This window comes from Flectobacillus sp. BAB-3569 (genome assembly GCF_002270355.1).
GTDB classification, from domain to species: Bacteria; Bacteroidota; Bacteroidia; order Cytophagales; family Spirosomataceae; genus Flectobacillus; species Flectobacillus roseus.
Genome location: NZ_NJFZ01000008.1, coordinates 140806 through 155765, shown reverse-complemented (window position 1 = coordinate 155765; position 14960 = coordinate 140806). Strand labels below are relative to the sequence as shown.

Sequence of the window (14960 nt, the reverse complement as noted above, 5' to 3'; positions counted from 1 at the left end):
AGCCAAGAAGGTGAAATGTGACAAAGGCACAGGGGCACAAAGTGGATAGGTGGTAAAGCCAAGAAGGTGAAATGTGACAAAGGCACAGGGGCACAAAGTGGATAGGTGAAAAGTCAAGAAGATGAAATGTGACAAAGACACAGAGGGATAAAGCCTAATTAAATTTCACTTTGTCCCTCTGTGCCTTTGCTCCTTTGTCACTGACATCCTAATGCTTCGGCATTTGTTTTTCCTCTACATCTTTGTACATCTTATTACCTAATTCTTTATCGAAATTGGGTTTGTGATATACTGATACTTGGTCTACAATTGGGTTCAATTTTTGAATAGAAGGATGTTTCACGTCAAATTCACGATCCCCAGAAATTTGAGCATATTCAGTTTCTGATAAGCCACCAGAATTTGTAGAATAGTCGTTAAATCTAATATTGATATCTTTATCTGCCAATTTACCACCTTCCCAGCTTACAACATTTCCTCCTAAATCCCAGCCAAGGCCAGTAATAGTAAAGGTTTTACCATTAAGGGCTATAACATCTTTTAGGGTCATTCCTGGCTTCAAGCCTAGTTTAGTAGTCCAAGGCGAACCCTCAGCTGCTGGCTTATCATCTTTTATTTGTAATCTTGCTAATACATCACCAATAACTTTGTATTCTTTTCCATCTTGCCAATATACTTCGATTTCTTTGGGAGTTCCTGCAAAAATCTTAGTTGCTTCAAAAGAACCTTCACCAGTTTCGATGGTTGCTTTTTTAACAATATTCTCAGCACCAAATTTTTTCACCAAACCCTCATAATCATTACAAGCCAACACATCATCCAAATACAATGCATCGCTAGCTGGAGTAGTTGATTCCGTTTGTGTAACAGCAACCGAGTCTGTCTGAGTGGATTCTGAACCAGATTTTGATTTACAAGAAGCTAATATTGAAATAGTTAATGCGAATACGGCTATTTTTTTCATGATATTTTTTGTACAAATAGTGATATAATGATGACTACCCTCAAAGCTAAGAAAAAAGTGCGTGAGTTTCAAATCCATAATGCTGATTGAGATAGTCTTTTGGAAATGATTAATGTTGGTATTTTTAATAAAGAAAAAGGCTGACAGAATAATCCATCAGCCTTTTTCTATTTATTTTAATGCCAAAATCTCAGCATAAAAAGTTCAAATTAAGCATGCAAAGCTCTGTTTTCAGTTGCTGCCAAACATGCTTCCTTCATAGCTTCTGTATAAGTAGGGTGAGCGTGTGACATACGTGAAATATCTTCAGCAGAGGCACGATATTCCATGGCAACTACTGCTTCAGCAATCATATCTGCTGCACGAGCACCGATGATATGAACACCAAGAATTTCGTCTGTAGCTTTGTCTGCCAATACTTTTACCAAACCATCAGTATCCATTGAAGCTGTTGCACGACCCAAAGCTTTGAATGGGAATGAACCAGCCTTGTAAGCACGACCAGCCGCTTTTAATTCTTCTTCTGTTTGACCAACAGAAGCTACTTCTGGCCAAGTGTACACTACGCCTGGAATCAAGTTGTAGTTGATGTGTGGTTTTTGTCCAGCAATAGTTTCAGCTACAAATACACCCTCTTCCTCTGCTTTGTGAGCCAACATCGCACCACGAATCACATCACCAATAGCATAGATTCCACCTACTTTTGTTTGTAAAGTATGCTCATCTACTTCAAGTTTACCTCTTTGGTCTGTAGCAAGGCCAGCAGCTTCAAGATTCAAACCATCAGTATATGGGCGACGACCAATACAAACTAATACATAGTCACCAGTAATTGTTACATCTTCGTCTTTTGAGTTTTTCGCAGTAACAGTTACGTCGTCCCCATTGTTAACTACGCCAGTTACTTTGTGGCTTAAGTAGAAATCAGCACCCAATTTCTTGATTGATTTCTGCAACTCTTTACCCATTGTTTTGTCCATAGTAGGAATCATAGAATCAGCAAATTCTACGAAACTTACTTTTGCACCCAAACGAGCGTAAACCGAACCTAACTCAGCACCAATAACACCAGCACCAATAACGATCAAGTGCTTTGGAATTTCTTGAAGATTCAAAGCTTCTGTTGAAGTAATAACACGCTTTTTGTCAACAGGAATAAATGGTAACACCGTTGGTTTTGAACCTGTAGCAATGATGATATTTTTACCAGTAATTTGCTCAGCAGTACCATCTAATTTAGCAATATTCACAGTGTTTTTGTCAACAAAAGAACCTAATCCGTTGTAAACCGTGATTTTGTTTTTCTTCATCAAGAAAGCAATACCATTATTCATCTTTTCGATTACTCCTTTTTTACGAGAAATCATTTGAGATAAATTAGCTTTCAAGTTTTCAAGCTCGATACCATGCTCAGCAAATGAATGTTGTGCATTGTAGAAATGCTCAGATGAGTCCAACAATGCTTTTGATGGAATACAGCCTACGTTTAAGCAAGTACCACCCAATACAGAGTATTTTTCGATGATGGCTGTTTTTAAGCCTAATTGAGCCGAACGGATGGCTGCTACATAACCACCAGGACCTGAGCCTATTACTATTACGTCGTATTGCATACTTTGATTATTTACAGTTATTGAGCCTTTGACTCTTTATCTATAATTGCTTTGTTACTATAAAAGTTCTTTATCGGATAGTTTTGAAATAAAGTGTTTGACTTTCGACCAATCTTCTTCAATTTTTGATGAAAATAGTTTTTCTCGCACATTGAAACAATGGATTTTAAGTCAAAAAATGATACAAAAAAGGCAAAGACACGCATAATATCGTGTCTTTGCCTCAGTAATATCTATTTAAACTAGACGTCTAACAACAAACGAGTTGGATCTTCTAATAATTGTTTGATTCGTACCAAGAAGCTTACAGACTCACGACCGTCGATGATACGGTGGTCATACGAAAGTGCTACATACATAATCGGACGAACTACCACTTGGCCACCAATTACTACAGCACGCTCAACGATGTTGTGCATACCTAAGATAGCCACTTGTGGAGCATTAATAATTGGTGTTGATAACATTGAACCAAATACACCACCATTTGTAATAGTGAAAGTACCACCGTTCATTTCATCAAGTGTCAATTTGTTGTCACGAGCACGAGTTGCTAATCTAATAACCTCAGCCTCGATACCAGCCAATGATAATTGTTCAGCATTACGAATTACAGGAACCACCAAACCTTTTGGAGCAGATACCGCAATCGAAACATCACAATAATCGTGGTAAACAATTTGATCGCCGTCGATAGAAGCATTAACCGCAGGGAATTCTTTCAATGCCACTGTCACTGCTTTAGTGAAGAATGACATGAAACCTAGGTTAACACCATGTTTTTCTTTGAATTTATCTTTGTATTTCGAACGCAAATCCATAATTGGCTTCATATCAACTTCGTTGAAAGTAGTCAACATAGCAGTCTCGTTTTTCACTTGAACCAAGCGACGAGCTACTGTTTTGCGAAGCGAAGTCATTTTCTCTCTTCTTACACCTCTTGAGTCAGAAGAAGCAACTGGCGCTGCCGCAGGAGCAGGAGCTGCTGCTGGAGTTGCAGGCGCTGAAGCTACTGGTTTTTGAGCACTTTGAGCATCTTCTTTAGTAATACGGCCACCTACGCCAGTACCTTGTACAGCACCAGCATCAATACCTTTTTCAGCTAAAATTTTAGCTGCTGCAGGAGAAGCATGACCAGCAGCATAGTTGGCATCGCCCGAAGGAGCTGCTGCAACTGGTGCTGCTGAAGGAGCTGGGGCAGCAACGCTAGCACCTGCACCTACCGTAATAGTAGCTACTAAGCCACCTATTGGCAATGTTGTACCCGCTTCAGCTACGATGTGTAACACTCCCGCCGCTTCAGCAGGCAATTCGAAGGTAGCTTTGTCAGATTCAAGTTCGCACAGTACTTCGTCCATCGATACAGTATCACCTTCTTTCTTATTCCAAGACGAAACTGTAACTTCAGAAATAGACTCACCCACTGCTGGAACTTTGATTTCAACAACCTTAGTTTCCGTTGCAACTGGCGCTGCCGCTGGAGCAGTAGCTACTACTGGAGCCGCTGCAACTGGTGCTGCTGCCGAAGCACCTGCGGCTTCGATAACGCAGATTACTGCACCAATTGGTAAAGTATCTCCTTCTTTTGCAACAATACGCAAAACACCTTCAGCTTCTGCTGGTAGTTCGAAGGTAGCTTTATCAGACTCTAACTCGCACAATACCTCATCCATCTTCACTACATCCCCATCTTTTTTATTCCATGAGGCAATTGTGACCTCGGTTATCGACTCGCCAACTGGCGGAACTTTCATTTCGATTGCCATCTTATTAATTTATTATTTAGTATTCGGATTGGTTGTTTGACACAATCTTCAATTTATAACTATAGTAAAATGTCCTATTGTAATATTGTCTAGTAACATGATGCCAAAACCGACTCTCTGAGCCTTAGCGTCAAAAAGTCGGTTTCAACAAATATTATAACTAAGCAAATGCTCTATCTACTAGGATTGCTTGTTCTTCGTTGTGAACTTTCAAGAAACCTGTTGCAGGTGAAGCAGATTTTTTGCGAGCAATAACTCCTTCAAATGATTTGAAACCAAATTCGCGAGTTACAAATGACCAGTACCCCATGTTTTCTGGCTCTTCTTGTACCCAGTACACTTTCGCTTTTGGATACTTCGCAAGTTCTGCATTTACTTGGCTAGTTGGGAAAGGATGCAACTGCTCGATACGGATAATTGCCACATCGGTGCGATTGTCTTTTTGTTGTTTTTCCAACAAGTCGAAATAAACTTTGCCAGAGCACAACAATACTTTCTTCACTTTCTTAGCATCTGCATAAGTGTCACCGTAAATTTCTTGGAATGAACCGTCGATAAATTCTTCGATTGGAGAAACTACCTTTGGATGACGGAACAATGATTTTGGTGACATGATGATTAAAGGCTTACGGAATTCCCAAGCCAACTGACGACGCAATGCGTGGAAGATGTTTGCAGGAGTAGTCAAGTTTGCTACTACCATGTTATCTTCTGCTGCCAATTGTAAGTAACGCTCAGGACGAGCATTTGAGTGCTCAGGACCTTGACCTTCATAACCATGAGGCAATTGCATTACCAAAGCATTCATGGTACCCCATTTAGATTCGCAAGATGCAATGAATTGGTCAATCATCGTTTGCGCACCGTTTGAGAAATCACCAAACTGAGCTTCCCAGATTACCAAAGCCTCAGGGTTTGCCAATGAATACCCAAATTCAAAACCTAATACACCGTATTCAGACAACAATGAGTTATAGATTTGAATTTGCTCCTGTCCTTCTTCAATAAAGTTCAAAGATGTATATGACTCGTTAGTTTCAGCATCGTGCAAAACTGCGTGACGGTGAGAGAACGTACCACGTTGAACATCCTGACCAGATACACGTACCATTTTACCTTCCAACAACAATGAACCATAAGCCAAAGCTTCAGCTGTTGCCCAGTTTAATTGTCCGTTTTGGAAAAATGCTTTACGGTCAGCTAATACTTTTTCAATTTGCTTCAAGGCATGGAAACCTGCTGGCAATTTTGTTAAAGCAGCCGCAATTTTATCAATCGTTTCTTTCGAAATACCAGTTTTTGGAGATTTCTCAAAATCTTCTGTACCAGCAAAACGCAATTTAGCCCATTTGTTATCCAATTTTAATGGCACATATTCTGGACGAATTTTTTGTTTTACCTGATCAAGGCGAGCTTGTAATTCAGCCTTGAATTCAGAATCCATTTGAGAAGCCAACTGAGCATCGATATCACCACGTGTAATCAATTTTTGTGTATAGATTTCACGAGGGTTTGGATGATTTGTGATATTCGAATACAAAGTTGGTTGTGTAAATCTTGGCTCATCAGATTCGTTGTGACCATTTCTACGGTAACAAACCATATCAATAAATACGTCACGGTTGAACTGTTGACGGAATTCAGCAGCAATTTTCGAGACGAAAACAACAGCTTCAGGGTCATCGCCATTTACGTGGAATACTGGAGCGTCAATAATTTTAGCTACATCTGTACAGTAGATTGCCGAACGAGCATCTTCAAAGTCAGTAGTAAAACCTACTTGATTGTTGATTACGAAGTGGATTGTACCACCTGTTTCATAACCACGCAACTTCGCCATTTGAGTTACCTCATATACAATACCCTGACCAGCTACTGCAGCATCACCATGAATCAAGATTGGTAATACTTTGTCGTAATCACCATCATAATGAGCATCAGCACTTGCACGACAGAAACCTTCAACCACAGGGTTTACAGCTTCTAAGTGAGAAGGGTTTGGCGCTAATTTCAATGAAATTTCAGAACCAGCAGGAGTAATATGCTTAGATGAATAGCCTAAGTGATATTTTACGTCACCATCGCCATGGATTTGGTCAGGAATATTACCTTCAAAACCATCGAAGATTGCAGCGTAAGATTTATGCATGATGTTTGCCAATACGTTCAAACGACCACGGTGAGCCATACCAATCATCGCTTCTTTCACACCAAGATCAGCCGCTGTATTGATAATAGCATCAAGTGCAGGGATGGTACTTTCGCCACCTTCCAAACCGAAACGTTTTTGACCTAAGTATTTTGTACCTAAGAAGTTTTCGAAAACAACAGCTTCATTCAATTTTTGAAGAATCTGTTTTTTCTCGTCGATAGAAGGATTAAAAGCTAGCGCTTCCTTTTCGATCTTGTTACGAAGCCATTCTTTAACATCTGATTCTCTGATGTAAGAATACTCAAAACCAATCGAACCTGCATAGATTTTATAGAGAGATTCCACAATTTTGCGAAGAGAAGCTGGACCTATGCCCAAAAAACTACCCGCTTGGAATACTGTATCAAGATCAGCTTCAGAAAGTGCATAATCTTTTAAATCAAGGCGCGGACGACGATCCTTGCGCTCACGCACAGGGTTGGTCTTTGACAACAAGTGTCCTCTTGATCTAAATGCCTTAATCAAACTGATTACAGACATTTCTTTCTGAACCATTGAGGCATCGACAGATGCACTACTCACTCCAGTTGAAGAGGCCTCGCCACTCCAAGAAGTATAAAAGTCAAAACCTTTGAAAAAGTTCTGCCAACTAGCGTCAACCGAATTGGGGTCTTGCTGATATGACTCGTACAAGTCCGAAATTACCGCAGTATCGGCGTTGGCAATGTATGAAAATTGGTCCATAACTGGCGTTAATCTTTGATATTAATTAAACTTATTCGTAAAGTTTCTTACATAGGGTACGAATAAAGTACAAAGAGATTGGATTTCTGGATTTAATGAAAGTCTCCCAATAGAATTTTGGCAAAGTTACGGTATGCCCGTTAATTAAATCACAAAAATTTATTTGTTTTTTACAGGATTTTTGCCAAATTAATATAGTAGCTAAAATAACCCCTCTAAAAATTTTGCTTTCTTAGAAAAATTCAACTTTACCTTAAAATAGCAACTATTTTAATCAGTTTGTAGTATTTCTAGTTTATGTAAGAAAACTTCTTTTTTGCGGGTGCAAATGTACGCATATATCTATTTGTTTTACCTATTTTTTTTGAAAAACTATCCTTATGTCTCTAAGTCAATCAGGTAGTTAGATTTACTGAATCCTTGAATATTTTCTTTAAGCTCATCCCATTTTGGCACGTAATTAGCTACAAATTATAACACGAGTAGTGCCAAGTAGTTTTGTAGTTGTTTTACTCCTCCGCCAAAAAGCAATTAATCCTACCCAAAAAATACAAATTTTGTCATTTTTTACTCATTTTGTCTTACTACCATATCTGTATTTCATTTGTAGGTGATACTTGTACTTTTCGAATTTATTTGAAGCTTAAATGCTTTTTTTTCTGTAGTTCTGGACTACAAGTAGATAACTATATATTTTTGCATGATAACATTTAAGGAATTTCCCTAAAAACTTGTATTTGCTACCTAAATTGCTCATTCTGTGGTTATTTACACAGAGTTTTTTCACGAAGCACTTATTTATGTAATTTATTTTCAGTATATTAATCCTTGATTATTGCTGAGACTTCCTGCATTTTTAAGGGTATTAATGAGCTTCAACTGTGCTTATTTGCAAGAAGTTGTTGTTAATAATAAGGGCTTTGTGAATAAATAGTGATATTTTCGAATGGAATTTCATGAGACGATTCGTCTTAAGCATATATTTTCTTTGTTCTCAAAAACGTTGAATACTCATTGAAACTATTCCTTACCAAAAACATTACCATACCATGAAACCAGTAAACCTGTCGCAAATCTGTTTTCTTGCCCTTATGTGGGTAAGTGCTCAGACCTTCTCACAGGGAATATCTTTTCGTCAAGATGATTGGCAAAATGTACTTGTTCAGGCAAAAGCTCAGAACAAGTTGATTTTTGTTGATATTTATACTACTTGGTGCCGACCTTGTAAGGAGATGGACAAAAAAACATTCTCCGAAGCGTCTGTGGGTGATAAATTCAATAGCAAATTTATCAATTACAAAATCGATGCTGAAAAAGGATTTGGGATTACTTTAGCCAGACGTTATAATGTGACTTCCTACCCTACTTGCCTTTTTGTAGATGCCACCGAAAATTTGGTGTACAAACAAGAAGGATACCTTGGCTCAACCGATTTGTTAAAAGAAGCCGACTTGGTTTTGACAAATCAGTCAGACTCCAAGCCTATCTATGTGCTCGAAAAACAATACAATGAAGGCAAACGTGATCCTGATTTTTTATATGAGTTTATTGCCAAACGTTCCAGATACAATCTTGACAACATGACACTGGTAGAGGAGTATGTGAAAGCGTTAACTCCTATCCAACAATCGTCAGACAAAACTCTTCGTTTGGTGGTTAATAATGGTTTTAAAATTGATGGAAAAGCGTTTGAACTATTATTAAAATATCGTGAAAAAGCAGAAGGATTGTTTGAAGGTGGAGATGAAAAAGTCAATCAGGCCTTTTCGACCAGTATCAATGAATTCTTTTATCAGGCCATCGAGACCAAAAATAAAGTACTTTTTGAGAAAGCCTTACAAGCGAATTTAAAGGCACTTCCCAATACCGCTGATAGAGTAAATGATAAAAATAAGTTGGCTTTTTATCTAGCCATAAAAGACATCAATAAGTACGTAGAAGCTGCTGAAAATTATTTGGATCAATACGTGATGTTTGTGCAGATTGAAAGTATTCGTAAGCAAGATTTGTGGGAATATGACAAAATGATGCAAGCTTACAGACTCGGGATTCGTGACTCTACAGGTACAGGAGCGCCACTCTACAACAATATCAAAAAGAATGGTCGATTCACGATGGCACGCCTCACGGCCAATGAGCTTCATGATGTGGTGAAAACGTTTTATGAGCAAGTAGATACTCCAGCAAAACTAGAAAAAGCTATTCCTTGGGTTCAGAGAGCTATAGAGCTGGTAGAAAACCCTGAGTATTATCATTCTTATGCTCAACTGATGTTGAAATTGGGCGACAAGCAAAAAGCCCTTGATATAGAGCAAAAAGCTTATGAATTAGCGCTAAAAGAAAAAATAGATACGCAAAAATTTACATCTGCATTGGAAAAGATGAAATAGAAAACGGGTGAGAATTTCTCACCCGTTTTTTATTTATTGTCATGAAACATTTTTAGAAATATTTGAATTGCGCTGATTTCCCATTACCAGAATCAAAGTCAAATCTTAACATAATTTGGTGAAAACCTTGATTGGCTGGCGAAGTTGTGTTGGTCGAATTACTACCTTGGAAGTCGTAGGAATAACCAATTCTCATTTTGTTGAGTTGTATTTCTAAGGAGCCTAACAGTGCCTTATTGACAAATTCAGAGCCTGTATTTTGATACCAAACACCCACTCCAAATCTTTCTTTTACCCAAAGTACTCCGTGCAAATCTATATCGTTTCGGTTATAATCACCATTGCTGATGCGTCTGAACACTACACCAGTTTTGAGCATAAAATCATCAGATAATGGAAACAAATATCCTCCCGAAACAAAGATAGGCACATTATATCCATCACTAGAGGCATTGACATTAGGCATCGAAACACCTGCATACCAATCATCATTTTGATAATATACCCCTAAACCAAAGCTAGAACGTAATCGAGTGGTACCTGAACTCCCAGCCCCAAAAATAGCAGGAACTTGTGTTATACCCGCCAAAGCACCTACAGCCAATTTGCCATCATTAGGCATATTGAAACGATAGGCAAAATTACCATACAGCCCTAAGTTACCTGCCAAGTTCCCTCCTATTCCAATAGCTTGATCAGTATTATATGCTTGAAAGCCTACCCCCATTTTATCTTGGGCGATTGGCATATCTAAGTTAAAATATTGTTGGGTTGAAGTAGCACCAACATTATTGGTAAACAAGGGTCTTTTGCGATAAATACCTGAAAAAGAGATGACTTCTTTCGCACCAGCATAGGCAGGATTGATTGTCATGGGCATGAAAGGATAAGTATAGTACAACTGATCTTGCTGACCATAGCTTTGAAAATATAGCAAGGCGGCTATTAGCCCTAGTAAAAGCTTTTTCATAATGACATTGTGTTTAATCTTAGAACTGACCTACTCGATGAGGTTTTGTAACGAAGTTAGTAGCCAGTACGCTATAATGCAAGAATCACAAACTAGAAGAAGCATATAAAAATACTTGGTAGGATTTTATGATAATAGTGCTTGCACAAATCTCTATTGGCAGTAAATACAAAAATCAGGAAAGATAGTATTGGGGGCTTATCAGAATAGATTGTGTAGAACCTTTACTAGGATATTTTTAACAAAGCTTGATATTAGACTATCCAAAATGCTTTGTGTGGGATTTCAAAAAATTGTACTTCCTAAGTATTTTGTGTACTCATTTTATATAAAAACAAAAGAGGACCCACAAGTTACCTTATGCTTGGGAGTCCTCGATAAGTATAGAGGTCTAACACACATTACGAAAATACATAGTAAAGCTATGTCAAACAATCTACACCTTTTATACGGCAATAAATTACTATTATCTGGTCGAATATGATTGGTACATGGCTTATCGTCCTTTTAGCCATTCTAGAAAATCGGATTTTCGGCGACGAGCTATTGGTAATCGTATGTCATTGGTAAGTACAACCACTCCACCATCCTCATTCAAAACCTTCTGAATATGGAAGTGGCTAATGACATGCGAATCATGTATTCGAAAGAAATCATACTCCTCCAATAGTTCGTGGTAAGTTTTTAAATCACGAGAAGACATAACTGGCTTCCCTTGAAGCAAGTGAATCAGAGTGTAGCCACTTGAAGCCTCACACCGAACAATATCCTGTACCTCTATCATTTCAAACCCCTTGTGCGTAGGTATGGCTATTTTATTCTTACGGCTTCTGGGGTTATTCAAAGTACTAAGTAAATTTCGTAGTTCACCAAGATTATCCTGACTATTGAGTTGTTTTTCTGCCTTTTTGACTGCCTCGATCAGTTCTGCCACATCAATCGGTTTTAGAAGATAATCAATTGCCGAAAACTTAATGGCGTTAAGCGCATACTGGTCAAAACCCGTTACAAATATGACTTTGAAAGAAGGTTCGTCAAATTTCATTAATAAGTCGAATCCTGTTCCATTTGTCATTTCCACATCCAAAAACAAGAGATTAGGATTGAAAGTAACCACCTTTTGATATGCCTCTTCGACTGAGCTGGCTGTGTCTATAATTTTTACTTGCGGACAATAGTTGGTTAAAAGAGTTTTTAAAGCTTCTAGTGCATTATTTTCATCATCAACAATGATAGCTCTAAGCATGGTTAACAATTAGGGATATTTTAGTTTGTCAAAGATAAATAAGTATTTCAACTTTTGTCCCTTGAGACTCACCTATTTCATTGAATTTATCAATAATATTTACTTCGACTTTAGTTTCTTCAATATACTTTAAAGATTGAATTCGCTCTGCTGTAATTTGTGTTGCTTGAGACTGATACGATTTTAGCGATTTTTGTTTTAACTCTGCAGCTTTGGCACGTCCAATTCCATTGTCTTCGATGGTACACAGCACGTAATCGTCCTTTAGACAAAAGTGTATCCTTAGGTATCCTTCATTATTTTTACTATACACCAAGCCATGATTGATAGCATTTTCAACAAATGGTTGAATCAACATGGCAGGAATTTCTAATTCATGTGGTACATCATCCTCAATACTAATTTGGAAGGTAAAACGATTTTTAAAACGCAATTGCTCTAGTGTAATATAGTAATCCAACAGCTCCGATTCTTCATGAACAGATATATATTTGTTACGAGAGGACTCTAAAAAAAGACGCATTAATCTCGAAAATCTACTCAAATAATCATTTGCAGCTTCTATGTCATTATTTAATATATAATACTGAATAGAACTAAGCGCATTGAATACAAAATGAGGGTTCATTTGTGCCTGTAGGGCTTGTAATTCAAGTTGTGCAAATTTCTTGTTCGCCTCAGTTCTTTCACCTTCCACTCTTTGTATAAATTGGATTCGAGCGTAAACCGAAAATAGAATAATGGCAACAATAAGAATCGCTATCACTACCCAAAACCAAGTTTCTTGCCAAAATGGTGCTTTTATGTGAAATCTTATTGGATTTATTTTTTGCGTTATTTTTCCAGTCACATCATAAGCTCTCAAATCAAAAATATAAGTTCCTGGAGGCAAAAATGGAAAGCTTAACTGTAGCTCTTCTACTTCCCTCCAATGTGTATCAGATTGATTACTACCAAGCAAACGATATTGGTATCTGATATTTTTATTACTCATATAAGAAAGCGCCACAAACTCTATTGTAAGATTATTTTGCGTATGCTCAAGCTCATAATGCGTAGTGACCAAAGTATCTTGATTATTCACTTTTACTCGTCTAATCACCAACGGTACCTGAGCTTTGGGCACAGGCATATTGAGCACATACTTTACCCCCAATTTGAAGAGTCCATTGGCTGTCCCGATCCAAACTATGTCATTTTGCACCGTCAGACAATATACTTCATGGGTTGGTAAACCTTGAATTACTGACAACTTTTTGAGTTGATATTGCTTTGTTTTAAAATCAATGTTGGATAGTACAAATACCCCTTTGTTGGTGCCTACCCAAACAGTTTGAGTTTTGTTGTCCAGAAAAACAGCGTTGATATTTTCATAGGCCAGTTCTGATACAACGAACGGACTGCCCCCGTCGAAGGCATATAATCCAAACCCATTGGTACCTACCCAAGCCCTCCCATTTTTGTCCGATACCAAACATTTTACAGCTCGACTCAGTATTGGATATTGAATCTTTTGTTTGTCGAAAAGTTCTGCTGTGGAATCAATCATAGAAAGTTGATAAATACCTTTAGAGTTTCCGACCCATATCTTGTGATTACTGCCCACGTGCATGGCAACAATTTTGGGAATATTAACCTTAGTAAACATTTTTCGAGCCTGATAATACTTTTTTGACTCAAAGAGTTTTACCATCATTAGGGCGTTATATCCTATGATCGTTTTTGCATCAAGGGTATCGATTGTTTTAAAATCGATCCAATGGACGCTCTCTCCATCATATTTTCGGTTAATAGGCTCATGTAAATCGCTTTGACCATTTTTCTTGATGATTTTATTAATGGATAAACGAGTTTTGGTCATGAGTGCCTTTGTGGAATACATGGTATAATCCATTCCAAAATAGGCAATCATAGCCTTTTCCTTTGTAATAGCAATATCCCTAACGGGAAGATGAATGGGGTCTTTAATCAAAAACCGTGTAATAGATTCATCCTGATTGATTCTGTACAAGTCACCTTTACCTGTTCCAAATATGATTTTATTCTCAAATTGTTGCATAGCCACAACCGAATTTCCTCCCTGAAAATTATAGGTGGCAGAATACATTGCTTGCTTTGACAAAAACAATAAACCTTTGTCTTTGGTACAAAACCAAAAGTTTTCCTCACTATCTACATAAATTGTATTGAGAACATATTTATTTAGGAAATCGAACTGTCGAAGTCGGTTGAAATTTTCATCCAAGAGAAAGGATTCCTTTTCTGTAACACATAGTTTATACTTCAAACTCCCTGTGCTGAGAAGTAGTGTGATAGGATTGTTTTTTAATGGACTTAAGTTGGATATATGAATTTGTTTTAGACCTTCTTTACTGTACACTACAAGTTTATCGGCAGTAGCATATATGGTTTTATCATCTTCAAATAAAATCGTGATAAGTTTATCAAAAATCTCGGTTGGAAAGTTGCCTTTATCAAACCTTGGAAGTACGTGAGGTATATTTTTAAGGTTATGGGTAAGCCCTTCGGAATAGGCTCTCAGCGTAAATGGAGACCCTACACTCATTATCACACTAAGATGGGTTTTGTTATTGATAAAAGGATATGATTGATTGCCTATTTTACGTGGCATAAATCTTTTAACCACTTTCTTTTTGACATCTATTTCTAGTACTTCTAACCCTTTACTTAAAATCACTTGTACGGTATTAGGAGCTGTTTGAACATAACACCAAATATGGGAATCTTGTAAATCTGGGTATGGATTCGGAATGGTATAGAATTTATTATCATTCGTATCAAAATAAAAGAAGACAGAGCTGTAAGTTAAGAACCAAATTCTCTTTTGATTATCCTCTGCACATTGCCAGACATCGTTGTTGGGCAAACCATTTTTAGTGGTAAAACTTTCGAAATGATACCCATCAAATCTAGCAAGACCTTTGTCGGTACAAAACCATAGAAAACCTTTACTATCTTGATAAGCACGATATACATTAGAGCTAGGCAAACCATTGTCAACAGTATAAGACCTTAAAAAAGGATACTGTGCAAAACTAAGTGAAGATATAAGTAGAAATATAAAAAGTAAGAGCTGTTTCATGCCACAAAAAAA

Annotated in this window: 8 protein-coding genes; 1 reads left to right on the top strand and 7 read right to left on the bottom strand. The window is 37.5% G+C overall.

What is annotated here, in order from left to right; all coding sequences use genetic code 11:
- Window positions 1-208: 208 nt before the first annotated feature.
- The 4 genes from BWI92_RS09295 to BWI92_RS09280 all read right to left on the bottom strand — a co-directional run bounded on the left by BWI92_RS09295 (window position 209) and on the right by BWI92_RS09280 (window position 7239).
- Window positions 209-964, bottom strand: a complete 756-nt coding sequence (locus BWI92_RS09295; protein WP_141234735.1) for a hypothetical protein — start codon at window positions 962-964, stop codon at window positions 209-211.
- A gap of 209 nt (window positions 965-1173) precedes the next feature.
- Window positions 1174-2577, bottom strand: a complete 1404-nt coding sequence (gene lpdA, locus BWI92_RS09290) for a dihydrolipoyl dehydrogenase (RefSeq protein ID WP_095162318.1) — start codon at window positions 2575-2577, stop codon at window positions 1174-1176.
- Between the two features lie 242 nt (window positions 2578-2819).
- Window positions 2820-4343 carry a 2-oxoglutarate dehydrogenase complex dihydrolipoyllysine-residue succinyltransferase gene (gene odhB, locus BWI92_RS09285; protein ID WP_095162316.1) on the bottom strand — a complete coding sequence of 508 codons (1524 nt, stop codon included), beginning with the start codon at window positions 4341-4343 and terminating at the stop codon, window positions 2820-2822.
- A 160-nt stretch (window positions 4344-4503) separates the two neighbouring features.
- Entirely contained in the window at window positions 4504-7239 is a 2736-nt protein-coding gene (locus BWI92_RS09280; RefSeq protein ID WP_095162314.1) for a 2-oxoglutarate dehydrogenase E1 component, read from the bottom strand.
- Between the two features lie 1049 nt (window positions 7240-8288).
- Between BWI92_RS09280 and BWI92_RS09275 the strand changes: the two genes are divergently transcribed.
- Window positions 8289-9629, top strand: a complete 1341-nt coding sequence (locus tag BWI92_RS09275; protein ID WP_095162312.1) for a tetratricopeptide repeat protein — start codon at window positions 8289-8291, stop codon at window positions 9627-9629.
- A gap of 52 nt (window positions 9630-9681) precedes the next feature.
- On the opposite strand, the gene BWI92_RS09270 is transcribed toward BWI92_RS09275, so the two are convergent.
- The 3 genes from BWI92_RS09270 to BWI92_RS09260 form a co-directional block, all read right to left on the bottom strand.
- Window positions 9682-10599: a PorP/SprF family type IX secretion system membrane protein gene (locus BWI92_RS09270; RefSeq protein ID WP_095162310.1), complete on the bottom strand. Its 918-nt coding sequence runs from the start codon at window positions 10597-10599 to the stop codon at window positions 9682-9684.
- Between the two features lie 496 nt (window positions 10600-11095).
- Complete coding sequence (locus BWI92_RS09265; protein ID WP_095162308.1) at window positions 11096-11845, bottom strand: LytTR family DNA-binding domain-containing protein; 750 nt, start codon at window positions 11843-11845, stop codon at window positions 11096-11098.
- 28 nt (window positions 11846-11873) lie between these two features.
- Window positions 11874-14948: a two-component regulator propeller domain-containing protein gene (locus BWI92_RS09260; RefSeq protein ID WP_141234734.1), complete on the bottom strand. Its 3075-nt coding sequence runs from the start codon at window positions 14946-14948 to the stop codon at window positions 11874-11876.
- Between the last annotated feature and the right edge of the window lie 12 nt (window positions 14949-14960).